The 22276-nt window shown below is 70.8% G+C and carries 20 protein-coding genes and 1 tRNA gene; 14 read left to right on the forward strand and 7 right to left on the reverse strand.

The features are described 5' to 3' along the window. The first annotated feature begins 22 nt into the window (after positions 1–22). From EIW28_RS02710 to EIW28_RS02720, 3 genes are all read left to right on the forward strand, one after another. Complete coding sequence (locus EIW28_RS02710) at positions 23–784, forward strand: response regulator transcription factor (protein ID WP_125246166.1); 762 nt, start codon at positions 23–25, stop codon at positions 782–784. Positions 785–786: 2 nt separating this feature from the next. Next, positions 787–2178, forward strand: coding sequence for a sensor histidine kinase (locus tag EIW28_RS02715; protein ID WP_125246167.1), 1392 nt, complete (start codon positions 787–789; stop codon positions 2176–2178). Between the two features lie 97 nt (positions 2179–2275). Beyond that, complete coding sequence (locus EIW28_RS02720) at positions 2276–3430, forward strand: low temperature requirement protein A (RefSeq protein WP_125246168.1); 1155 nt, start codon at positions 2276–2278, stop codon at positions 3428–3430. Here EIW28_RS02720 and EIW28_RS02725 read toward each other — a convergent pair. Genes EIW28_RS02725 through EIW28_RS02735 form a run of 3 tightly spaced genes read right to left on the reverse strand, consistent with a single transcriptional unit; the run spans position 3414 to position 6330 of the window. Further along, a complete protein-coding gene (locus EIW28_RS02725) occupies positions 3414–4205 on the reverse strand; it encodes an ABC transporter ATP-binding protein (protein WP_125246169.1) in 792 nt (263 codons plus the stop codon). The genes EIW28_RS02720 and EIW28_RS02725 overlap by 17 nt on opposite strands. Continuing rightward, positions 4202–5260: a FecCD family ABC transporter permease gene (locus tag EIW28_RS02730; RefSeq protein WP_197717031.1), complete on the reverse strand. Its 1059-nt coding sequence runs from the start codon at positions 5258–5260 to the stop codon at positions 4202–4204. The genes EIW28_RS02725 and EIW28_RS02730 overlap by 4 nt, the downstream gene beginning before the upstream one ends. Beyond that, positions 5257–6330 (reverse strand): FecCD family ABC transporter permease, encoded by a 1074-nt coding sequence (locus EIW28_RS02735; RefSeq protein WP_125246170.1) that lies wholly within the window; start codon positions 6328–6330, stop codon positions 5257–5259. The genes EIW28_RS02730 and EIW28_RS02735 overlap by 4 nt, the downstream gene beginning before the upstream one ends. A gap of 93 nt (positions 6331–6423) precedes the next feature. Between EIW28_RS02735 and EIW28_RS02740 the strand changes: the two genes are divergently transcribed. Together EIW28_RS02740 and EIW28_RS02745 are read left to right on the forward strand one after the other, a co-directional pair. Continuing rightward, a complete protein-coding gene (locus EIW28_RS02740) occupies positions 6424–7446 on the forward strand; it encodes an ABC transporter substrate-binding protein (protein WP_125246171.1) in 1023 nt (340 codons plus the stop codon). Positions 7447–7575: 129 nt separating this feature from the next. Continuing rightward, positions 7576–8607 carry an ABC transporter substrate-binding protein gene (locus tag EIW28_RS02745; RefSeq protein ID WP_125246172.1) on the forward strand — a complete coding sequence of 344 codons (1032 nt, stop codon included), beginning with the start codon at positions 7576–7578 and terminating at the stop codon, positions 8605–8607. A 90-nt stretch (positions 8608–8697) separates the two neighbouring features. Here EIW28_RS02745 and EIW28_RS02750 read toward each other — a convergent pair whose 3' ends face one another. Further along, positions 8698–10935 carry a hypothetical protein gene (locus tag EIW28_RS02750; protein ID WP_125246173.1) on the reverse strand — a complete coding sequence of 746 codons (2238 nt, stop codon included), beginning with the start codon at positions 10933–10935 and terminating at the stop codon, positions 8698–8700. A gap of 202 nt (positions 10936–11137) precedes the next feature. Then, positions 11138–13453 (reverse strand): rhamnogalacturonan lyase, encoded by a 2316-nt coding sequence (locus EIW28_RS02755; RefSeq protein WP_125246174.1) that lies wholly within the window; start codon positions 13451–13453, stop codon positions 11138–11140. 227 nt (positions 13454–13680) lie between these two features. On the opposite strand from EIW28_RS02755, the gene EIW28_RS02760 reads away from it, so the two are divergent. From EIW28_RS02760 to EIW28_RS02790, 7 genes are all read left to right on the forward strand, one after another. After that, positions 13681–13752 (forward strand) — tRNA-Val (locus tag EIW28_RS02760). Between the two features lie 426 nt (positions 13753–14178). Next, positions 14179–14772, forward strand: coding sequence for a PadR family transcriptional regulator (locus tag EIW28_RS02765; RefSeq protein WP_125246175.1), 594 nt, complete (start codon positions 14179–14181; stop codon positions 14770–14772). 103 nt (positions 14773–14875) lie between these two features. Further along, positions 14876–15841, forward strand: coding sequence for an ATP-binding cassette domain-containing protein (locus EIW28_RS02770; protein WP_125246176.1), 966 nt, complete (start codon positions 14876–14878; stop codon positions 15839–15841). Then, positions 15838–16680 carry an ABC transporter permease gene (locus EIW28_RS02775; RefSeq protein WP_125246177.1) on the forward strand — a complete coding sequence of 281 codons (843 nt, stop codon included), beginning with the start codon at positions 15838–15840 and terminating at the stop codon, positions 16678–16680. The genes EIW28_RS02770 and EIW28_RS02775 overlap by 4 nt, the downstream gene beginning before the upstream one ends. A 94-nt stretch (positions 16681–16774) precedes the next feature. Next, entirely contained in the window at positions 16775–17197 is a 423-nt protein-coding gene (locus EIW28_RS02780; protein WP_125246178.1) for a DoxX family protein, read from the forward strand. A gap of 27 nt (positions 17198–17224) precedes the next feature. After that, positions 17225–18058, forward strand: coding sequence for an alpha/beta fold hydrolase (locus EIW28_RS02785; protein WP_125246179.1), 834 nt, complete (start codon positions 17225–17227; stop codon positions 18056–18058). Between the two features lie 141 nt (positions 18059–18199). Next, a complete protein-coding gene (locus tag EIW28_RS02790; protein ID WP_125246180.1) occupies positions 18200–18805 on the forward strand; it encodes a response regulator transcription factor in 606 nt (201 codons plus the stop codon). Positions 18806–18821: 16 nt separating this feature from the next. Here EIW28_RS02790 and EIW28_RS02795 read toward each other — a convergent pair whose 3' ends face one another. After that, on the reverse strand, positions 18822–19955 hold the full coding sequence (locus tag EIW28_RS02795; protein ID WP_125246181.1) for a hypothetical protein: 1134 nt from the start codon (positions 19953–19955) through the stop codon (positions 18822–18824). A 115-nt stretch (positions 19956–20070) separates the two neighbouring features. Next, the gene (locus EIW28_RS02800) at positions 20071–20430 is read right to left on the reverse strand and encodes a YciI family protein (protein ID WP_125246182.1); all 360 of its coding nucleotides are present in this window, start codon (positions 20428–20430) and stop codon (positions 20071–20073) included. Positions 20431–20872: 442 nt separating this feature from the next. Between EIW28_RS02800 and EIW28_RS02805 the strand changes: the two genes are divergently transcribed. Beyond that, on the forward strand, positions 20873–22090 hold the full coding sequence (locus EIW28_RS02805) for a glycosyltransferase (RefSeq protein WP_125246183.1): 1218 nt from the start codon (positions 20873–20875) through the stop codon (positions 22088–22090). 40 nt (positions 22091–22130) lie between these two features. Next, on the forward strand, positions 22131–22259 hold the full coding sequence (locus EIW28_RS25325) for a hypothetical protein (protein ID WP_269462588.1): 129 nt from the start codon (positions 22131–22133) through the stop codon (positions 22257–22259). Positions 22260–22276 lie beyond the last annotated feature (17 nt).

Raw genomic sequence — 22276 nt, forward strand, 5'->3', positions numbered from 1 at the left:
CACGAGTAATGAGGAGCGGTGGATGACTTCGACCAGCGGGCCAGCCGGGGCCGTGCCGCCTGCGGTGCCGCTCCGGGGCGACGGGTCCCCGGCGCGGCTCCTGGTCGTCGACGACGAGGAGAGCCTGGCAGACCTGCTGGTCGAAGCCCTCTCGTTCCAGGGCTACACCGTCACCGCCGCCCGCTCGGGCACCGAGGCGCTCAGCGCGGTCGAGGCGGTCCGCCCCGACCTGGTCATCCTCGACGTGAACATGCCGGGCCTCGACGGCTTCGCCGTGGCCGACCGCCTGCGCGCCTCCGGCGACGCGACCCCGATCATCTTCCTGACCGCCCGCACCGCCCCCGGCGACCTGCGCGACGGCTTCGGCTCCGGCGGCGACGACTACCTCATGAAGCCGTTCCGGCTCGAGGAGCTGTCGCTGCGGGTCGCGGCGGTCCTGCGCCGCACGATCGGCCGCGAGGCCGCCGGCGGCCAGAGCACCGACACCGTCGCGGTCGCCGACCTCATCCTGGACCTGGCCGCGCACCAGGTGACGCGGGACGGCAAGACGATCGACCTGTCCCCCACCGAGTTCCGGCTGCTGCGCTACCTCGCGGCCAACGCCGGGCGGGTGGTGTCCAAGTCGGAGCTGCTCAAGCAGGTGTGGGGCTACGACTTCGAGACCGAGTCGAGCCTGGCCGAGACGTACGTGTTCTACCTGCGCCGCAAGCTCGACAAGCTCGGCCCCCGCCTCATCCACACCGTCCGCGGCGTCGGCTACATGCTGCGCCCGCCCCAGGAGTAGCGGTGGCGATCCGGACCAAGATCGCCGCGGCCATGGCGGTCCTGCTCATCATCGCCGTGGCGGTGATCGGCTTCGTGACGGTGCAGACGGTCGCGAACCACTTGGTCGACCAGGTGGACCAGAAGCTCCACGGGATGATCGAGCAGGGCGGCGTCCGGTCCGACCCGGGCTACGGGGCCGCCGGCGAGATCCCCTACAACGAGTTCGCGGTCCTGATCTTCGACGAGTCCGGGCAGCTCATCGGCAGCATGGCCGCCGGGTACCGGGACGCGCCGTACTCGCTGCCCGACATCGACACCGCGCCGGCCGAGAGCGGCTACTTCACCGTCGACAGCGCCGACGGCGGCATGACCTACCGCGCCGCGTCCCTCGCCGGCGTCCAGGCCAAGGTCAACGACGTCCCGGGCACCTACACGATCGTCGTCGCCACCTCCATGAACGACGTCGAGGCGACCACCGCGACCCTGACGCGCACCGTCGTCATCACCGGCCTCCTCGTCGCGGGCCTCGGCATCCTCGCGGCGTGGATCATCACCCGCCGCGGCCTGCGCGTGGTCGACAACATGGTGGCCGACGCCGAGGTCGTCTCCACCGGCAACCTCGAGCACCGCATCACCGCGGCCGACCCGCGCACCGAGATGGGGCGGCTCTCGCTCGCGCTCAACCGGATGGTCTCGCGCCTGACGGACGCGATCACGCAGCGCGACCGCCAGCACGAGCGCCTGCGCCAGTTCGTGGCCGACGCCGGGCACGAGCTGCGCACCCCGCTCACCGCCATCGGCGGGTACGTGCAGCTGTACCAGAACGGCGCGGCCGCGCAGGGCGAGAAGCTCGACCGCGCGATGGACCGCATCGGGTCCGAGAACGCGCGCCTCGCGAAGCTCGTCGACGACCTCATGGTCCTCTCGCGCCTCGACGAGGAGGTCGGCGGCGACCGCGAACTGGTCGAACTCGCCCAGCTCGCGCAGGACGCCGTGGACGACGCCGAGGTCGCCGACCCGACCCACCCGGTGCGCCTCAGCGCCGCGGCCCCGGTCACCGTGGTCGCCAACGAAGGGCAGCTGCGGCAGGTCCTGGTCAACCTGCTCACCAACGCCCGCGTCCACACGCCGGCCGGGACCGCCATCGACGTCGCCGTGGCCGCCGACGACGGCTGGGCCGTCCTCCGCGTCGCCGACCAGGGCCCCGGCATCCCGCCCGAGCACCGCCAGAAGGTCTTCGACCGGTTCTACCGCGCCGACCCGTCCCGCTCCCGCGCCACCGGCGGCTCCGGCCTCGGACTGTCCATCGTGTCCTCCATCGTCGCCGCCCACGGCGGGAGCATCGGCCTCGACAGCGAGGAGGGGCGGGGCACCGCGATCGAGGTCCGCCTGCCCGTCGCGCGACTGGAGTAGCGGACCGCGGCCTCCCGAACCCCTTGCGCCCCAGTATGACGCGAACCCGAGGGCGAACCCGGAGGCCGTCCGCGGCGGACTGCTACCCTGAGTCCTCGTGAAACGACTCCTCCCCCAGTGGTTCGTCGAGCGGATCGACCCCATCCGCGACGAGGACGATCTCCGGGTCTCGACCCTCGAACTCTTCTTCGACCTCGTCTTCGTCTTCATCATCGCCCAGTTCACCTGGGTCATCGCCCACGATCCGCTCCACGGCTTCCTCCAGACCGTGGCCATGCTCGGCTTCATCTGGTGGATGTACGCCGGGTACTCATGGCTCACCAACGTGATCCCGCCCGTGCGCCCCGCCCGCCGCGTCCTCATCCTCTGCGCCATGGCCGGATGGCTGATCGTCGGCCTCGCCGTCCCCGCCGCCTTCGAGGAGGGCAGCGTCTGGATCGGGATCGGCATGCTCGTGGTCGTGGTGGTCCACGGGCTCATGTACCTCCAGGCGACCACCGCCTTCGTGCCCATCTTCATCGCCAACCTCGCCGCCGTCGCCGCGGTGTTCGCCGCCCAGTTCGTGCCCGTCGAACCCTGGCGCTACGTCATGTGGGCGCTCGCGGCCGCCATCGTCTGGTCGGTGCCGTTCTTCCACAGCCAGCGGGGCCTGAGCCTCCACCCCGCCCACATCGTCGAGCGGCACGGCCTGGTCGTGCTGGTGGCCCTCGGCGAGTCCGTCGTGGCGATCGCCGTCGCCACCCGCGGCCTCGACATCGACGCGGACCTGCTCATCGCCGCCGTCCTGGGCCTGGTCATCGCCTCGTGCCTGTGGTGGTCGCTGTTCGTCCACGAACTGCCGCGGGCCGAGCACGCGCTCACCGCCAGCACCGACTCGGTGCAGCGCGTGCGCAAAGTCCTCAAGGGACTGTCCTACTCGTTCGTGCCGGTGCTGCTCGGCATCCTCGTCCTCGCCGCGGGCGTGGAGCACGCCGTCGGGCACGCGACCTCGCCGCTCGAACTCGACGGCTCGCTGCTGCTCTCCGGCGGCGTCGCGCTGTTCCTCCTCGGCACCGCGGGCCTGCGGGCCTCGATGCCGCTCCCGCGCCCCCTCGCGCGGGTCGCGTTCGCCGCCGCGGTCCTGGCGCTGACGCCGCTCGGCCTCATGAACGCCGGCGTCCAGCTGGCGGCCATCGCGGTCGTCCTCGTCGCCGGCCTCGCCCTGGAGCGGCGCGCCGCCGCCGCGGAGCGGAAGCCTACACCCGAGCGCTAGCGCTCGGGATCACCAGCGGCGTCCCCGACTCGGGGTCGTCGATGATCCGGCACGGCAGGTCGAAGACCCGCTGGACGGTCTCGGCGGTGACGATGTCCGCCGGGGCGCCTTCGGCGACGACCGCGCCGCCGCGCATCGCGATGAGGTGCGTGGCGTAGCGCGCGGCCTGGTTGAGGTCGTGCAGGACCGCCACGAGGGTGCGGCCCTCGCGGTGGAGCTTCGCGCACAGGTCGAGGACCTCGATCTGGTGCGTGATGTCGAGGTACGTGGTCGGCTCGTCGAGCAGCAGCAGCGGCGTCTGCTGGGCCAGGACCATCGCGATCCACACGCGCTGGCGCTGGCCGCCGGAGAGCTCGTCGACGCCGCGGTTCGCGAGGTCGCCGATGTCGGTGGCGGCCATGGCCTCGGCGACGACGCGCTCGTCCTCGGCCGACCACTGGCGCAGGATGCCCTGGTGCGGGTAGCGGCCGCGGGCGACGAGGTCGGCGACGGTGATGCCGTCCGGGGCGATCGGCGACTGCGGCAGCAGGCCGAGGCGGCGGGCGACGGCGCGCGTGGGCTGGGAGTGGATGTCCTTGCCGTCCAAGAGGACCGAGCCGGTCGAGGGCTTGAGCATGCGCGCCAGGGCCTTGAGGAGGGTGGACTTGCCGCAGGCGTTGGGGCCCATGATGACCGTGAACTCGCCCTCGGGGATGTCGACGGTCAGGTCCTCGCTGATGACGTTGCGGCCGTAGCCGAGCGTGGCCTGGTGGGCGGCGAGCGGGCTTGCGGTCACGACAGGACCCCCTTCTTGCGGTGGGCGATGAGCAGCCAGATGAGGTAGGCGCCGCCGACGACGCCGGTGACGACGCCGGTGGGCAGTTGGCGGTCGCCGACGCCGGCGACGGCGATCATGTCGGCGGCGGTGACGATGAGGGCGCCGACGAGGGCCGAGCACAGGAAGCTGCGGGACGAGCCGGTCAGGCGCGCCGCGATGTGGGGCGCGGCCAGCGCGACGAACGCGAGCGGCCCGGCGACGGCGACGGCGCCCGCGGTGAGGACCGAGGCGGTGACGAGCGCGGCCACGCGGGTCGCGTCGACGCGCACGCCGAGCCCGGTCGCGGTGGCCTCGCCCAGGCGCAGCGAGTCGAGGCCGCGGGAGAGGGCCGCGATGACGGCGGCGCCGGCGGCGAGGATGAGGCCGACCAGCGCGGCCTGGCCGAAGTCGCGGCCGGAGAGGTCGCCGGTGAGCCAGTAGACGGCCCGGAACGCGTCGATGATCGTGGTGCGGGTGAGCAGGTACCCGTTGACGCCGGCGAGGATCGCCGAGACGCCGATGCCGACGAGGATGAGCCGGTACCCGGACGGGTCGCCGCCGCGCGTCAGGGCCCAGATGAGCAGGCCCGTGGCGAGCGAGCCGACCGCGGCGAGGACCGTGGTGACCTGGAGGGACGAGCCGGTCACGATGATCGCGATGAGCGCGCCGGTGGTGGCGCCCTGGGTGAGGCCGAGGAGGTCGGGGCTGCCGAGGGGGTTGCGGGTGAGGTTCTGGAACAGGGCCCCGGCCAGGCCCATGCAGGCGCCGACGGCGAGGCCGGTCGCCAGGCGCGGCAGGCGCAGCGTCCACAGGATGAACTCGTCGCCCTTGGCGCCCTGGCCGATGAGGGCGTACCAGACGCGTTCGAGGCCGAGCGAGGTCGAGCCGGTCGCGGCCGACCACATGGCGAGGGCGATGAGCGCGGCGAGCGAGCCGAGGACCGCGGCGACCACGCGGTGGCGCAGGCGGATCGAGAGCCCGCCGACGCGCAGGACCGTGGCCCGCTCGAGCAGCGGAGTGGACACTGTGCTCACAGCCGTGTGACCTTCCTGCGGCTGACGAGGTAGATGAAGAAGGGGCCGCCCACGACGGCGCAGACGATGCCGACCTGGACCTCCCCGGGGCGGGCGACGATGCGGCCGACGACGTCGGTGAGGAGGAGGAACGCCGCGCCGGTGAGCATCGAGTACGGCAGGACCCAGTGCTGGTCGGGCCCGGTGAAGGCCCGCACCACGTGCGGGACGACGAGGCCCACGAACACGATCGGGCCGCACACGGCCGTCGCGGTGCCGGCCAGGACCGTGATCGTCGCGATCCCGGCGACGCGCAGCACGCGCGGGTCGACCCCGAGGCCGGTGGCGGTCGCGTCCCCGAGCGCGAGGGCGTTCAGCGGCCGGGCCAGGAGGAGGCCGACGGCGCTCGCGGCGCCGATGAGGTCGACCACCGGGAGGATCGGCGCGGTGTGGGCGTTGACGAGCGACCCGACCGACCAGAACCGCATGGTCTCCAGGGAGGCCGCGTCCATGAGCTGGATCGCCGAGACGTACGCGTACCCGGCGGCGGTGACGGCCGCGCCGGCGAGCGCGAGCCGGGCCGGGGTGGCGGTGGCCGCGCCCGCGATGAGGTAGGTGGCGACGGAGGCGACCGCGGCGCCCGCGAAGGCGAACCCGATCGTCTGCGTGAAGCTGGAGAAGCCGAGGAAGTAGGCGGCGGTGACGACCGCGGCGGCCGCGCCGGTGTTGACGCCGAGGAGGCCGGGGTCGGCGAGGGGGTTGCGGGTCATGGCCTGCATGAGGGCCCCGGCGAGGCCGAGCGCGGCCCCGGCGGCGAGGCCGAGGGCGGTGCGGGGCAGGCGCAGCTCGGTGACGACGGGGTAGGCGTCCGAGGCGGGGTCGGTGAGGCCGGCCCAGACCTCGCCGAGGTCCATCGCGCGGGCGCCGAGGGCGACGCTGAGGACGGTGAGCACGGCGATGGCGGCGACGAGGACGAGCAGTCCGGTGACGCGGCCCCCGGTGCGCCGCCGCGGCGCGGGATCGCTTGCGGCCCCGGGAGCCTCGCCCGCCGCGAGCGGCGGGGCGACGGGGGCGCGGTGCGCGGTTGACAAGTGCGGTCTCCGGAGGGATAGTGGCTGCGGTTTTGTTTAGGCTAACCTAACCCTCGCTCGCCCCGCCATCACCGACCCCTGAAGGAGTTCGACGTGCCACTCCGCGCGTACCCCGCCCTCTCCCGCCGCACCCTCCTCGCCTCCACCGGAGCGCTGGGAGGCGGCGCCCTGCTGACCGCCTGCGGCGCCGGCGACGGCTCGGACTCCGGCCAGGGCGCGGGGACCTGGGCGTTCGTCGACCAGCGCAGCGGCGAGGACGTCGAACTCGAGGGCGCTCCGTCGACCGTGGTCGCCTTCACCGGCCTCGCCGCCGCGCTCTACGACTACGGCGTCGAGGTGGCGGCGGTGTTCGGCCCGACGACCCTCGCCGACGGCACCCCGGACCTCCAAGCCGGGCGGATGCCGGTGGAGGGGCTGACCGTGCTGGGCAACGCGTGGGGCGAGTTCGACATCGAGGCCTACGCCGCGCTCGGTCCCGATCTGCTCGTCTCGCACTTCTTCGAGGGCTTCGACCTCTGGTTCGTGCCCGAGGACCGCCTCGAGGAGGTCGAGTCCCTCGCGCCGGCGGTCGGACTGCGGATCTCCAGCGGCGACCCGGTCGACGACGTGCTCGCCCACCACGCCGACCTGGCGGTCGCGCTCGGCGCCGATCCGGAGTCGGACGCCCTGGTGGCGGCCAAGGACCGCTACGACGCCGCGGTGACCGCCGTCGAGGAGGCGGCCGCCGCCAACCCGATCACGGTGCTCGCCTGCTCGGCGTACGCCGAGGCGCTCTACGTCGGCGTGCCGGACACCTTCGACCTGCTCGCCAAGTGCGCCGAGCTCGGGGTGAACTTCGTCGTCGCCGAGGAGCCCGACGAGGCGGGCTACTGGGAGCCCCTGTCGTGGGAGAACGCCGGCAAGTACGACGCCGACCTGCTCCTGCTCGACGCGCGCTCGGCCTCGCTCCAGCCGGCGGACCTCGGCGAGTTCCCCACGTGGGACTCGATCTCGGCGGTCGCGGCCGGGCAGATCTACGCGTGGAACCCCGAGCCGATCTACTCCTACACCGGCGCGGCGCTGATCCTCGAGGGCATCGCCGAGGCCATCGCGTCGGCCGAGCCGGTCAGTGGCTGACGCCACGTGACGGCCCCAGGTCACGGGACCGGATTCGGATTAGGTTAGCCTAACCTCGGTTCGGCCGGGCCCGGCCCGAGCGCACCGCTGTTTCCGGCCCCCCGCCCCTGCACAGAGGAGAAGACACACATGGCTTTCGATGCCGACAAGGCCAGGTTCGGCCGCCGCGGCCTGCTCGCGGGCGGCGGCGCCCTCGGCCTCACCGGGGCCCTCGCGGCCTGCGGCGGCGGCGAGGACGGCGCCGACTCCGCCGAGGAGTCGACCGGCCCCTGGGAGTTCACCGACGACCAGCCCGCCACCGCCGAGCTCGACCACGTCCCCACCAAGCTCGTCGCGTACACCGGCATGGCCGCCGCGCTGTACGACTTCGGCGTCGAGGTCCCGGCCGTCTTCGGCCCCACCACCAACGAGGACGGCTCGCCGACCAGCCAGGCCGGCAACCTGCCCGTCGCCGACCTCGAGGTCTTCGGCAACACCTACGGCGAGTTCGACGTCGAGGCGTACGCCTCCTGGGGCCCCGAGGTCCTGCTGACGCACTTCTACTACGACCCGGCCTCCCTCTGGTACGTCCCCGAGGAGTCCAAGGCCGACATCACCGGCCTCGCCGAGGTCGTGGCCCTCTCCGCCGACGACGGCGCCAACACCCTCGACGCGATCATCGCCCGCCACGCCGAACTGGCCGCGTCCCTCGGCGCCGACCTCGACTCGGACGAGAACAAGGCCGGCAAGGAGCGCTACGACGCGGCCGTCGCCGCCCTCACCGAGGCCGCCGCCGCGAACCCCGTCACCGTCCTCGCCTGCTCCGCCGCCGCCGAGACCTTCTACGCCTCGAACCCGGCCATGGGCAACGACATGCGCTTCTTCACCGAGCTCGGCGTCGACTTCGTGCAGCCGGACAACCTCGACGAGGGCGGCTACTTCGAGAGCCTCTCGTGGGAGAACGCCGACAAGTACCCCGCCGACGTCCTCTTCCTCGACTCGCGCGTGCAGGCCCTCCAGCCCGACGCGCTCACCGAGTTCCCGACCTGGGCGGCCCTCCCGGCGGTCCAGGAGGGCCAGGTGGTCGGCTGGGAGGCCGAGCCCATGTACTCGTACGGGCTCGCCGCCGTCTCCATCGAGGCGCTCGCCGAGGCCATCAAGAACGCGAAGAAGCTGGTCTAAGGCAGACCGGTTCTTCAACTCCCACAATTGAATGCAAAGTGAGAAGGGGCGGATCCGCGTGGATCCGCCCCTTCGCCTCGCACTGGTTCGCTACTTGATGTCGAACACCACGACCGACGGGTCGTGGTCGGAGACGCCGTAGCGCCCGTACGCGGGCTCCTCGCCGAAGTCGTACGCGTCCGCCGGGTAGTCCGAGTTGATGTGCGCCGTCACGGCCGACTCGATCTCGCGGAGCAGGCGCGGGGAGGCCCACATCTGGTCGAGCGTCTGCGCCTGGCCCATGTACGTGTACGAGTACGCCGCCGCCGGGTGGTCCTCCACCATGACGTCGTACAGGGCGCACAGGCCCGAGTCCTCGTAGAGGCCCGCGAGCTGGTCGGACGGGCCGGTCCAGTCGCCCGAGATGACCTGGCCCTCGGCGAACGGGTCGTCGGGGCGCGGGAAGACGTTCAGGTCGCCGCCGGCGAGGACCTTCGCCTTCCACTGGTGGTCGAGGATCGCGGAGCTGATCGCCGCCAGGTAGTTCGCCTGCTCGGTGCGGTGCAGCACGCGCGTGTTCGGGCTCGAGGAGAAGTGGTTGTTGATCAGGTAGATCTCCTCGACCGGGCGGCCGTGGCGGTCCTTGAAGTAGAACTTCGCGGCCTGCGCGGCGCGGCTGAACACGTCGTAGCCGTTGCAGGCGTAGACGCCCGAGCTCGTGCACTGGTCGATGACCTCTTGCGGCAGGGCCGCGTTGAGCGCCTTCGGGTTCTGCACGTCGGCGTTGATCGCGTCCGGCTCGGTCGGGTAGTCGATCTCGGGCGAGTCGCCGAAGACCGGGTCCCAGGACTTCACGTTCGACAGGCCGGCCAGCTTCGGCTGGTACAGGAAGCCGGTCATGATGCCGCGCGTGTCGGCCGAGTCGAGGTCGCCCACGGCCTGGTAGGTCGGGCCGCCGTACTCGGCGATGACGAGCGCGAGCTCCTGGATCGAGTCGGGCGCGCCGTCGCCGCCGGTGTTCGCGTCGCCGGCGTTCGCCAGGTCGCACACCAGGCGGTCGGGGCCGAGGTCGGCGTCCTTCGTCCACGCGGGGTTGACCGAGCAGACGTCCTGGGCCTCGCCCTCCTGGGTCATGAGGATCGCCGGGCTGTGGAGGTCCTCCACGATCTGCGCGGCCTGGCGCTGGAGCTGCGCCTCGTACTCCTCGTAGGTGGCCGGCACGTAGTCGAACGGCGGCCGCACGTTCCCCTCGGGGTCCTCGGGGTCGGTGCAGCCGGCGTTCCCGGCGAAGTCGCAGCCCGAGTTCGGGTTGTCGCGGGTGTCGTACAGGTTCTCGATGTTGTACGACGCCACGGCCGCCTCGCCGCGGCCCGGGGCCTCGACCGGCTCGTTCCCGGCCGGCTCCAGGCCGCCCTCCAGGACGAGGTCCTCGGACACCTCGACGGCGTACTTCGCGAACGAGAGGTAGATCCCGCCGGTGGCGGCCTCGGTGATCACGTCGTAGGTCTTCGCCGGGGCGATGATCGTCTCGGTGGTGCCCTCGGTAGCGCGGATGCCCAGGTCGCCGATGACGAACAGGTAGCCGTTGCCGTCGTCGAAGGCGCCCTCGACGGTGTCGAGCGGGTGCGCGTCGCGGTAGGCGCGGGCGGCGTAGCCGTCCTGCTGCGCCGCGGCGCTGTCGCCGCGCATCGCCCACACCTCGCCGCCCGAGGAGTAGACGTCGCGCCCGGCGGTGACCACGGAGTCGGCCGGGACGGTCATCTGCATGCCGAGGTGGCGGCGCATGTACTCGGTGGAGGACCTCGCGTCGTCCGGCGGGTCGATCTCGACCGCCTCGACCTCCGCGAGCGGGTCCAGGCCGGTGTCGACCAGGTCGTACACGTACGCCGAGCCGCCGGAGAACTGGATGTTCCCGAAGTAGGAGCCGACGACGCCGCGCAGGACGATCTCGTCCCCGACCGCGACGGTCCAGTTGGCGCCCAGCTCCTCGCGCGCGGGCGAGCCGGTCAGCGTGCGCAGCGTCGAGTACTGGTTGTTGAAGACGAAGATCCCGTCCGAGGAGTTCGGGTCGCCGTCGGTGGCGTCGGCCCGCTCCTGGAGGAAGAAGCCCTGGTTGCCGGCGGGGTCGAGGGTCTTCTGGGTGACCACGCCCTGCACGAACACGGTCTGGCCGGCGAGCGGGGAGGCGAAGTTCGTGTCGCCGTCCTCGATCGAGCCCTGGACCGCGCCGATGTGGACGATGTCGACCTGGGCCTGCGCCTGGGACGCGAAGAGGAACCCGGAGGCGCCGATGATGACCGCGCCCGCGGCGGCCGCCGCGAGTCGGGCACGCCGTCTGAGGGACTGCACGGGGAAGCTCCAATGCTTTCATCGCCGCGGCGCGGGGCGCCGCAAGCGGGGTGATGGGGCGGTATTCACTCAACCGCAACACCTGGGCCTGCGCAAGACCTCCAGGTGAATTCCTCGTATCATCCCACGTCTCAATTCGGTCACGTCGCCGGACACAAGGGAGGCGGGGCCCGGCCGGGCCCCGCCTCCATGTCGGGAGCGGCTACCGGTCGCGCGGCGTCGAGTAGTCGGGCACTCGCACGTCGCCGAAGTCCATGTCGGACGCCAGGTAGAAGCTCGTGTACTGCGGCTGGTTGTAGGTGGTCTGCTGGTTCGCGACGCCGACCCGGTACTGCGGGTCGTGCATCAGCGTGAACAGCTTGTGGTCGGTGACCTCGGTCGAGAGGTAGACGCGGAGCGCGCTGGAGTCGGCGGTCCGCACCAGCATCTCCTCGCGCCAGTCGCCGAGGACGTCGGCCACCAGGCCCGGGTTGCCCTTGGTCCAGTTGTTGGTGAGCGTGCCGGCGGCCTCGAACAGGACCGCGTTGGCGCCGTCCCGGATCGTCGGGGTCTGGAGCACGTCGGTGGCGGTGCCGTGCACGAACTGGGTCGTCAGGTCCGCGGACCAGCGGATGCTCATGTTGGTGCCCGGCGTGGCGCCCGGGAGCGGCTCCCCCGTCACCGTGAACAGGCCCTCGGGTTCACCGGCCTGGTTGGGCGGCAAGGAGGCCCAGGCTTCCAGGCCCGGGATCGAGGGGTCGATGTCGCCGACCATGCCGCGCCCGGTGTCGCGGCCGGAGTAGCCGCCCCACAGGACCTCGCCGGTCGCCGCGTCGCGCATCGCGTAGCCGTACGGCGCCCAGGCGCCGCCCTCGAAGACCGAGAAGGTCTCCAGGCCCTCCCGGTTCGGGTCGAGGTCGCCGGTGTGCAGCGCGTCGCCGTGCCCGAGCTTGGCCCAGGCGCCGGGGTTCGCGGAGCCGGGCGGCATCGTGGCGTACGAGGAGTACAGCAGCGAGCCGTCGTCGTCGAGCGTCGCGGCGCCGTAGACGATCTCCTGCTTCCCGTCCCCGTCGACGTCGGCGACCTGGAACGAGTGGTCGCCCTGCGTCGTCAGCGTCCCCCACTCGGGGTCGGGGCCCTCGACGCCGTGCGGCGAGGCGTTGAACGGGTTCGACATCGGGGCGTGGCCGGAGTCGGCCTGCCAGCGCTGCTCGAGGTCGCGGCCGTCCCAGTCGATCGCGGTGATCGTGGTGCGGGTGTAGTAGCCGCGGGCGAAGATCGCCGACGGGTGCTCCCCGTCGAGGTAGGCCACGCCCGACAGGAACCGGTCGACCCGGTTGCCCGGCTCGATGCGGGCCATCGCGTAGTCGCCCCACAGGAGGCCGTCGTCGCCGCGCTCGACCGGGAAGTCGATGGTGTCCATCTCGAGTCCGGTGCGGCCGTTGAAGACCGTGAGGTACTCGGGGCCGTCGAGGATGAACCCCTCGAAGTTCCGCAGCTGGTTCCTGGCCGACCGGCTCGGCGCGTAGACGTCGATGAAGTGGTCGGCGAGCGTCTCCGCGTCCTCCTGCGACAGCGGGTACGAGAAGTCGAACTGCGCGTCCGCGCCGAGCGCGGCCTCGATCGTGGCGGGCCAGTCGCCGTTCACGACCTCGGGATGCTCGTGCCAGCCGCGGAACACCTCGACGAGGTGGTCGTGGTAGCCGGCCGCGGAGAGCCGGTAGTCGTCCTGGTGCGTGACCCCGGCGCGCCGGTCGTCGCGGGGCAGGGTGATGTACTGCTCCCGGCCCTTGACGTACGAGGTGGTCTTGGTGCCCGGGGCGGTCTTGAGCATGACCTCGGCCTTGCCGTCGCCGTCGAAGTCGTAGACGTCGAACTGCGTGTAGTGTGCGCCGGCGCGGATGTTCACGCCGAGGTCGATGCGCCACAGCAGCTCGCCCTCCTGCGTGTAGGCGTCGAGGTAGACCGGGCCGGTGTAGCCGACCTGCGAGACGTCCTTCGAGTTCGAGGGGTCCCACTTGACGACGTACTCGTAGTCGCCGTCCCCGTCGAGGTCGCCGGGGCTGATGTCGTTGGCGGCGTAGGTGTACGCCTGCCCCGCGGGCGTGACGCCGTCGGCGGGCCTCTGGAGCGGGATGTCGAGGTGATTGCCGGACCAGGGCGAGACGGTCTCGGAGACCTCGTCGGGCCCGCGCTTGACGGCGACGACCTGGTACTCCGACCCGCCGTCGCCGGCCGTGTCGAGGAAGTTCGTCGAGTCGGACACCGTGGCGATCTTCCGGCCGTCCCGGTAGACCTTGAACGTCGCACCGGTCAGACCTGAATCGTTATAACCGGTGACCTCGTCGGCGAGCAGCCGCCAGCTGAGGAACACGCCGTCCCCGGTCACCGCCGCGACGAGCCCGCGGTCCAGGTGCTCGAGTTGGATCTCGTCGCCATGATCGCCATGGCCCTGCGCAGCGGCCGTGAACCCGGCGCCGGCCAGCACACCGACCAGCGACACCGCCACAGCCCTGCGAAGTCTTCTAGGGGAATTCACCGAAGGGGCTCCTCGTCTACGAGGCCGGGCGGCATCGAGGGAAGCACGCCCGATCCCAATTGAAACGATTTAACGCATCGAAACCTATCAACCTCGGCAAGCCCTGTCAAGCACCCGCCCCCACCACCCGCCGACCACCGCCCCGACCGCCCCGCGTGACCCCCGCAACCCCCGGCCCCCCACCGCCGCCCACCGGGAGGGACTCCGGTACAGTTATGCCTCGTCCCGGTCGATTAGCTCAGCGGGAGAGCACTCGCTTCACACGCGAGGGGTCACTGGTTCGATCCCAGTATCGACCACCCTGATGCCACTAGTACAACTAGTGGCACTTTTTTTGCCCTCGAACCCGCCTGCCGCACTCCCCGGTTTCGGATCGCTCCCTCTGAGGTGGTCCATGAACGGTTTCGTGGCCGGGCTGAACTCCTCTCCGGCGACGTAGGGAATGCGGTCCTCGCCGCTGTCGAGGTAGAGCCTGGTGAAGCAGGTCTGGTTGAGCCGTCTCCTGTGCTCCTCGGACGCGGCGTTGTACAGGCGCTTCGGGGCGGTGAGCAGGTCCGCGAGGGTCCGGAGTCGCTGGGTCGCCTCGGTGAAGGTCCCGCTCGCGGGGTAGGTCAGTGCTGACACCACCCGGACCAGGAGGGCACCCTAGTGTTGGTGGGAGTTGACACCACCATGGCGGGCGCGCAAGCGGAGCGAGTCCGAGCGGATTGAGCGGAGGCGAGCGCATGTCGGCGACGAAGCTCCTGGTACTCGGTATCGTGCACCTCTCCGGCGGCGCTCACGGCTACCAGGTGCGGTCCGAACTGCAGAACTGGCGTGCGGAGATTTGGGCCAAGATCAAGCCCGGCTCGATTTATCACGCGCTGAAGAAGGCGGCGGCTGATGGCCTCCTCACCGAACACGCCGAGCCGGGGAATTCCGGGCCGGAGCGCGTGCTGTACCGCGTGACAGCTCAGGGACGTGACGAGATAGTCGAACTGGTCCGCGACGGTCTGCGGCGCACCCACGACCCCACCATGCTCGACGCGTCCATCGCCATGTTGCCCATGCTGACCAGGGCAGATGCCATCGCGCACATCAACGAGCGGGTCGCGCGCCTGGAAGCGGAGCTCGTACATCAGGCCAAGTGGCGGGAGCACCCCGATCGGGACATCCCCGAGCACGTCCGCGATCAGGCCGAACTATGGGCGGGACATGCACGCACCGAACTGGAGTGGGCGAAGCGCCTGAGCAAGCGACTATCTGAGGGCGCCTACACCATGGCCGATGATCCGGGTTCGTGGCGAACGGCCCCCGATCCCCTCCAGATGCGCTTCTAATCAAACTTGACTAGACGGTTCCTCCTCGTGTAGTCTGGCCGAGTAATCAAACTTGACTAGTCGCGCCAATCCGTTCGCAACACCGAGGGAAGGAATCGAACCCGTGGGGACGTTCGCGATCGAGACGAGAGGGTTGAAGAAGAGCTTCGGCACCACCCACGCGGTCGCCGGTGTGGACCTGGCCGTGAGCGTCGGGGGCGTGTACGGCGTGCTCGGTCCGAACGGGGCGGGCAAGACCACCACGATCCGCATGCTGGCCACGCTCCTGCGCCCCGACGCCGGGGAGGCGCAAGTGCTCGGCTACGACGTCGTGCGTGACGCCCGGGCGGTGCGGAGCAGGGTGGGCCTCACCGGGCAGTTCGCGTCGGTCGACGAGGACCTCACCGGGGTGGAGAACCTGTTGCTGCTCGCCAGGCTGCTCGGCTACTCACGCCGCCGAGGCAGGGAGCGGGCGACCGACCTGCTCGACGCGTTCGGTCTTGCCGAGGCGGCCGACCGGCAGGTGAAGAAGTACTCCGGCGGGATGCGCCGGCGCATCGACATCGCGGCAAGCCTGGTCGTCACCCCCGAACTGATCTTCCTCGACGAGCCCACGACCGGGCTCGACCCGCGCAGCAGGAACCAGGTCTGGGAGTTCGTCAGGGGCATGGTCGCCGAGGGCACGACCGTGTTGCTGACCACGCAGTACCTCGACGAGGCCGACCAGCTGGCCGACCGGATAGCGGTGATCGACCACGGGAAGGTGATCGCCGAGGGCTCGAGCGGCCAGCTCAAGGCATCGGTCGGCGCCGGCTCGCTGCACGTACGGCTCCGTGCGCCCGAGCAGCGGGCCGAGGCCGAACGGGTCCTCGCCGGCGTCCTCGAGGTGCCGGCCGAGCCCTCCGCCGACCCGGCCGCGCTGTCCGCAAGGATCTCCGACCCCGAGCGGGTCGCCCGCTCCCTCGCCGAGCTGTCCCGCAGCGGCATCGACGTCACCGAGTTCGCGCTCGGTCAGCCGAGCCTGGACGAGGTGTTCCTCACCCTGACCGGACACGCCGCCGAGGAGACGCCCGAGGAGGATGCCGCATGAATGCCACGACCGCAGAACCGGCGTCGGCGCCGGTCCCCGAGGACGCGCTGCGCCGTGTGCTGGCCGGCGAGCGGCCGGCTCGCCCCGGTCCGCTGCTCACCTCGCTGACATTCGGCTGGCGCGCTTTGCTGAAGATCAAACACGTCCCGGAGCAGCTCGTCGACGTGACCATGTTCCCGATCATGTTCACGCTGATGTTCACCTACCTGTTCGGTGGCGCGCTCGCCGGGTCGACACAGGAGTACCTGCAGTTCCTGCTGCCCGGCATCCTGGTGCAGGCGAACGTCATGATCACCATGAACACCGGCATAACGCTGAACACCGACATCCAGAAGGGGGTGTTCGACAGGTTCAGGTCACTTCCGGTGTGGCGACCGTCGCCGCTGGTCGGCGCCCTGCTCGGCGATCTGGTGCGCTACTCGATCGGGTCGGCGATCGTCATCATGCTCGGACTGGTCCTGGGGTTCCGGCCGGAGGGTGGCGCCGTCGGGGTGGTGCTCTCGGTGGTGCTGCTGCTGGTGTTCTCGTTCTGCCTGTCGTGGCTGTGGACGATGCTCAGTCTGATCCTGCGCACGCCGAACTCGGTGGCGGGGGTCAGCTTGATGGTGATGTTCCCGCTGACGTTCGTGAGCAACATCTTCGTGGACCCGAAGACGATGCCCGGGTGGTTGCAGGGGGTCGTCGAGGTCAACCCGATCACCCACCTGGCGACCGTGGTACGCGGCCTGATGCACGGCTCGGTGCCCGCCGGGGAAATCGGCTGGGTGCTCGTCTCGTCCGCACTGCTCGTCGCGGTCTTCGGTCCCATCACCATGGTCCTCTACCGCAACAAGAAATAGGTTCCGCTACCGGGAGCACTTGGTCGAAATCAACTCCGACAACCCGGCCCGCGCCATCGCCGGTACCAGGCCCGAACACGACAAGGAGAGCCGAATGAGCACCATCCCCAAGAACAACTCGGAAACCGTTGCGCACACGCCCGGGCGGGCGACCAGCATCGGGGTCTGGATTCTGCAAGTCGTGCTGGCGGCGGTCATCGTCGGCGGCGGAATCTCGAAGCTCGCCGGCGACCCGGTCATGGTGGACATGTTCGCCGACATCGGGGCTGGCCAATGGCTCCGGTACCTGGTCGGAGCGCTGGAGGTCGCGGGAGGGGTTGGACTTCTGATCCCGGCCCTGGCGGGCCTGGCCGGTCTCGGGTTGGCGGCATTGCTGACCGGTGCTGTCATCACCGATCAGTTCGTGCTCGAGCAGAGCCCGTGGCTGGCGCTCGCCCTTCTCGTCGTGGCGGCCGTGATCGCGAGGGCGCGGTGGTCGCGCACCGAGGCCGTCGTCAGCACGCTGCTCAGGCGCTGAGACAAACCTCTCGAACGGAGATGTGAGATGAACGAGATGGCCTTTCGCGTGACATCAAACGATGGCACCACCATCGCCTACGACCGGAAGGGAAGCGGCCCGGCTGTCATCCTGGTGGGCGGCGCACAGGACGACGGAGCCGAGAACGCTCCCTTGATACCTGCTCTCGCCGAGCACTTCACGGTTTACAACTACGCCCGTCGGGGACGCGGCGCGAGCGGCTTCACCGAGCCCTATGCCGTGGAAAGGGAGATCGAGGACCTGGATGCGTTGATCGCGGAGGCGGGCGGCTCGGCACACCTGTTCGGGGCGTCCTCTGGTGGCGCTCTGGCGCTGGAAGCGGCCGCGGCCGGGTCAGCCATCGACACGATCGCCGTGTGGGAGGTGCCCTATGCGGTCGGGGACGACATACGCCCGCGATTCGAGGAGTACGTCGCGGACACCCGACGCGCCTTCGACGCCGGGCGAAACGAGCAGGTTCTCGAACTGTTCATGCGCATGACCGGCGCCTCCGACGACAACATCGCGGCCAGGAAAGCGGCAGGCAAGCAGACGGCGCATTGGGCGGATTCGGTCGCCCTCGCGCCCACGCTGGTCCATGACAGCGTCTTCCTCAACCGCTACCAGTTGCCGGCCGATCGACTGGCAACGGTCACCCAACCGGTCCTGGTCACCACCGGAGGACCGATCACGGTCCCCTACATGGCAGGCCTGCCCTCGGACTTCTTCGACCGCGCAGCCGACGAGCTCGCAGACCTCCTACCCCACGCTCAACGGGAGACCCTCGAGGGGCCGGATCACGTCGTCGACCCGCAGATCGTCGGCCCGCTGTTGCTACGGTTCTTCGGCAGCGAACACTGAGGGGCCCGCGAGGGCCGTCCTAACGCGCGAGGCCGGGGCGATGCGCCGGAGCTCCCGCTCCGGCGACCGGAACACCAGGCGTCTCCCGCGAACCCGTCTCCTCCGGACGACTGCGGTGGCGGGACCCCGGATACTGGTCCGATGATCAAGGTGTTGATCGCCGAGGACATGCACATGATCCGAGGCGCGCTGGTGGCGCTGCTGGCGATGGAGGACGACATCGAGGTCGTCGCCGAGCTGGACCGCGGCGACCGCGTCCTTGACGAGGCGGTGCAGGCGGGTCCGGACGTCGCGGTGATCGACATCGACCTGCCCGGCATGGACGGCCTGGCCGCCGCCGCCCTGCTGCATGAGCGCCTACCTGAATGCCGGACGCTGGTGCTGACGGGCCTCAGCCAGCCCGGGCACCTCCTTCGCGCGCTCCAAGCTCACGTGCGCGGGTTCCTCATCAAGGACGCCCCCGCCGCGACGCTCGCTGAGAGCATTCGCCGCGTCCACCGCGGGGAGCGGGTCGTCGACCCCGATCTGGTCGCCGCTGCCATCGAGACCGGCAGCAGCCCGCTGACCGCACGTGAGGCCGACGTGCTGCGGGCCCTGGAGGAGGGCCTGTCCACCGACGGCGCGGCGAAGCGACTGTCGCTCTCGCCGGCCACCGTGAGGAACTACCTGTCGAACGCGATCGCGAAGATCGGCGCGAACAACCGCATCGACGCGATCCGCATCTCACGCCAAGCCGGCTGGCTCTGAGCGGCCGCACGGGAGCTCAGCCCTCGATGACGTTCTGGGCCTTCGTGATGAGCTCGCGCATCTCTTCGTGCCAAGCGAAGACCTCGTCCTCGATCTCGAGGTAGTAGCGCAGCTGCGCCTGTTGCCAGGCGTGGACGGCGGCCCCGCGGTAGCCCGACTCGTCGCCGCACTCGGCGAAGTCGACCGCCAGCGCCCGCTCGAAGTCGAGCCATCCCTGCACGTCGTCCGGGCCGGGGACGTCGCTCGGCGGGTCGGGCCAGGGCGTTCCGGCATCGCTGTAGGAGTGGATCGGGGAGTCTCCTTCGCCGGCGGAGAAGAGGTACTCGTAGACGAGGAGCTTGCCGTCGAAGAACTCCCAACCGGGCATGCCGCGGCCTTCCAAGCAGTCCAGGAGCGCACCCTCGGCGTCCGCGGTGTCCTCGGCGTATCGCTCGTTCATGAGGATCCAGTCCCCGAACGGCTGCTCGGGGCGGATCGAGGTCCCGTCGTCGCCTTCGTCGAGCTCGCCGTAGACGGCTTCGAGCATCTGGAGCCGGCACCCCTCGACCGGGGGCGGGTCCCCGCCGTCGCGGACACCGCCCTCCTCGACCTCGACGCCGATGAGTTCGGGGTGCGCCCACTCGGCCCAGGGTTCACCGCCGTAGGCGACGTACCAGTCCCACTGCTCCTCGTAGGAGAGGTCGTAGAACGGGTCCCCTTCGGCCAAGTCCTGGCCGGTGACCATGATCTGGCCGGTCTGGGCCCGGTACTCCTCCCACTCGGCGGCCAGCGCATCGCCGTCCTCGACCGATTCGGGGTCGCCGACCTGGGTCCACTGCCAGAAGCCGCGCCGCTGGGCCTGCTCCACAGTGGGCAGGAACTCCTCGAACGGCGCCGCATCCAGAAAGGTCTCGCGCTCGCCCTCGTCCGGCACGCCCTCCAGTTCGAGCGTGGCGTGCAGGGTGAAGCCCTGGGCCTCCAGGCACTCCTGCACGATCCGGGCCTCGGCGGCGTCGAGCTCGGCCGAGAGGCGCACGCTCTCGTTGTAGGACTCGGTGAGCTGCTGCTCGTACTCGGCGAAGTCGAGGTCCTCCTCCTCGGGCGCGAACCAGGAGCAGCCGGCCGCGGCCAGCGGCAGGACGAGGAGAGCGGCGGTGCGTTTTCGGAACATGGGGGACCTGTCGTTTAGGGGAGAGGAAGCGGTGGTGTTGTGCCGGTTGGGAACTCGTGCGGGGCCCCCGGCGCGCCGCTGAGTGCGGCGGCGGTCGCCGGCGGGCCCGAGCGAGTTATTCCTTGCCCTGCTCGTGGATGATCGGGCGCACTTCGACTGCGGTGTGCCGGGCTTCGGGGACGAGGGCGGCGAGTTCGATCGCGCGATCGATGCTCGCGCACTCGACGAGGTAGTAACCGCAGAGGAAGGTCTCGGAATCGGAGGCCAGCCCGGTCGCGACCTCGGTGGCGTCCTCTCGGATGCGGACGGTGTGGCTCGCGGCGGGGCTGTCGAACGCCTTGGTGCAGATGAACTCGCCGGACTCGGTCGTGGCGGCAAGGAAGCGCTCGTGGGCGGCGTAGACGGAATTGTGCTCCTCTTCGGACAGTCCGTCCCAGAGGCCTTGGTGCATGTTGATGGTCAGCAGGTACTTCACGGGAATCTCCTTGTGTGCTCCCGTCCACGATCGCACCGGCGATGCGGAGGCGGTAGGGGCAAACGTCGTGAGTCCGTGATGACAACTGTCATCGGCCGGGCGCTCGCCCGGAGTCGGGCCGGCGATCGCGGGCGACCAGGCAGGCGTGTCTTCGGGGCGCCGAGGTCGAGGAAGCGGGCGCAAAGTCCCGCGAGGAGAGGCATCAGAACCGGGAGACGGGCGCCGGGTCGGGCTTCGCACTGCCGTCCGCTGACGGAAGGAATGTCCGGTGCCGATGTCATCGGCGGTGAATCGGCGTGAAGCTGGGAGTCGCACTACATCCCGCCACCTTCATTTTCTATCACCCCGAGTGCGGGGCCACCTTCACCGGGGGCCTGATATGGGTTCTGACCTGGGGCAGAATCGGCGGCAGTCGAGTTCGCTCCAACTGAGGAGACGCCGAATGCACGTACTGCTCGCCTCCCGCGGGTCCCGCGGGGACGTCGAACCGCTCGCCGGGCTCGCCGCCCGGCTGATCGCCGAGGACGCGGAGGTCACGATCGCCGCGCCGCCGGACGCCGAGTTCGCCGGCCTGGCCGCCCGGGCCGGCGCGCGGCACCTGCCGGTCGACGCGCCGATCCGCGAGATGGTCCAGTCCATCGCCAAGGGCACCGGCCCCAGCATCCACCAGCACGTCCGCGAGATCCTCGCCTCCCACGGACCCGCGTTCACCGCCGTGGCCGAGCAGGGCTGCGACGCGATCGTCGCGACCGGCCTGTTCCCCGTCGTCGCCGCCGCCCAGGCCGTCGCCGAACGCTACGGCCTCCCGTTCGCCAGCGCCGCGCTCCAGCCCAGGACGCTGCCCTCGCCCCTCCAGCGGCCCTTCCCGATGCCGGGGTGGCCCCTTCCCGAGGACGTGAGCGACAACCGCGAGCTGTGGGAGTGGGACAAGCGGAAGATGCAGGCGATGTTCGGTGAACCGGTGAACGCCTACCGCGAGTCGATCGGGCTGCCGCCGACGGACGACGTGCGGACGCACACGCTGACCGATCGCCGCTGGCTCGCCACCGATCCGGTGCTCAGCCCCTGGGAGCCGACCGACCTCGTCGAGGTCGTCCAGACCGGCGCCTGGATGCTCCCCGACGAGCGCCCGCTCCCCGCCGACCTGGAGCGGTTCCTCGACGCGGCCGAGGCGCCGGTGCACATCGGGTTCGGCAGCATCCCGGTCCGCGACGCCGAGGACGCGGCCCGCGCCGTGGTCGAGTCGGTCCGCGCCCACGGTCGCCGCGCGGTGCTGTCGCGAGGCTGGGCCGGGCTGGCCCCGATCGACGACGCCGACGACTGCTTCGTCGTGGACGAAGTCAACCAGCAGGCGCTGTTCCCGCGGGTCGCCGCGATCGTCCACCACGGCGGCGCCGGAACCACGCACACCGCGACCCGTTCGGGCACACCGCAGGTGGTCGTGCCGCAGATCGTCGACCAGCCGTACTGGGGCGGCCGTGTCGCCGAGCTCGGCATCGGCGCCCTCCACGGCGGACCGCTCACGGCCGAGACCCTCACCGCCTCGCTGGGGATCGCGCTCGCCGCCGAGACGCGGACGCGTGCCGCGGCGCTCGGCCCGATGATCCGCACCGACGGCGCCGACGCCGCTGCGGCGCTCGTCCTCGCGATGACCGCGTGATTCGGGATCCGGGCCGGTCTGGCAGTGAACCGAGCCGACCATGACGAACCAGATCCACCTCGTCGACGACCACGGCGACTCGGCCGACGCGGCCGACGCCTTCGTCGGCAAGTGCGCCGCGACGCGCATCGTCGACGAGTCCGAGCAGGGCGCGGCCGAGCCGGTCTGAGTCCAGTTGGGAGGTGA

This window comes from Glycomyces terrestris, from assembly GCF_003933745.1.
Taxonomy (GTDB): domain Bacteria; phylum Actinomycetota; class Actinomycetes; order Mycobacteriales; family Micromonosporaceae; genus Glycomyces; species Glycomyces terrestris.

What these genes read in the sequence shown, in the direction of transcription:
- EIW28_RS02710 (WP_125246166.1), top strand. Translation starts at nt 23, where the DNA reads ATGACTTCGACCAGCGGGCCAGCCGGGGCCGTGCCGCCTGCGGTGCCG.
- EIW28_RS02745 (WP_125246172.1), top strand. Translation starts at nt 7,576, where the DNA reads ATGGCTTTCGATGCCGACAAGGCCAGGTTCGGCCGCCGCGGCCTGCTC.
- EIW28_RS02765 (WP_125246175.1), top strand. Translation starts at nt 14,179, where the DNA reads ATGTCGGCGACGAAGCTCCTGGTACTCGGTATCGTGCACCTCTCCGGC.
- EIW28_RS02775 (WP_125246177.1), top strand. Translation starts at nt 15,838, where the DNA reads ATGAATGCCACGACCGCAGAACCGGCGTCGGCGCCGGTCCCCGAGGAC.
- EIW28_RS02780 (WP_125246178.1), top strand. Translation starts at nt 16,775, where the DNA reads ATGAGCACCATCCCCAAGAACAACTCGGAAACCGTTGCGCACACGCCC.
- EIW28_RS02785 (WP_125246179.1), top strand. Translation starts at nt 17,225, where the DNA reads ATGAACGAGATGGCCTTTCGCGTGACATCAAACGATGGCACCACCATC.
- EIW28_RS02790 (WP_125246180.1), top strand. Translation starts at nt 18,200, where the DNA reads ATGATCAAGGTGTTGATCGCCGAGGACATGCACATGATCCGAGGCGCG.
- EIW28_RS02795 (WP_125246181.1), bottom strand. Translation starts at nt 19,955, where the DNA reads ATGTTCCGAAAACGCACCGCCGCTCTCCTCGTCCTGCCGCTGGCCGCG.
- EIW28_RS02805 (WP_125246183.1), top strand. Translation starts at nt 20,873, where the DNA reads ATGCACGTACTGCTCGCCTCCCGCGGGTCCCGCGGGGACGTCGAACCG.
- EIW28_RS25325 (WP_269462588.1), top strand. Translation starts at nt 22,131, where the DNA reads ATGACGAACCAGATCCACCTCGTCGACGACCACGGCGACTCGGCCGAC.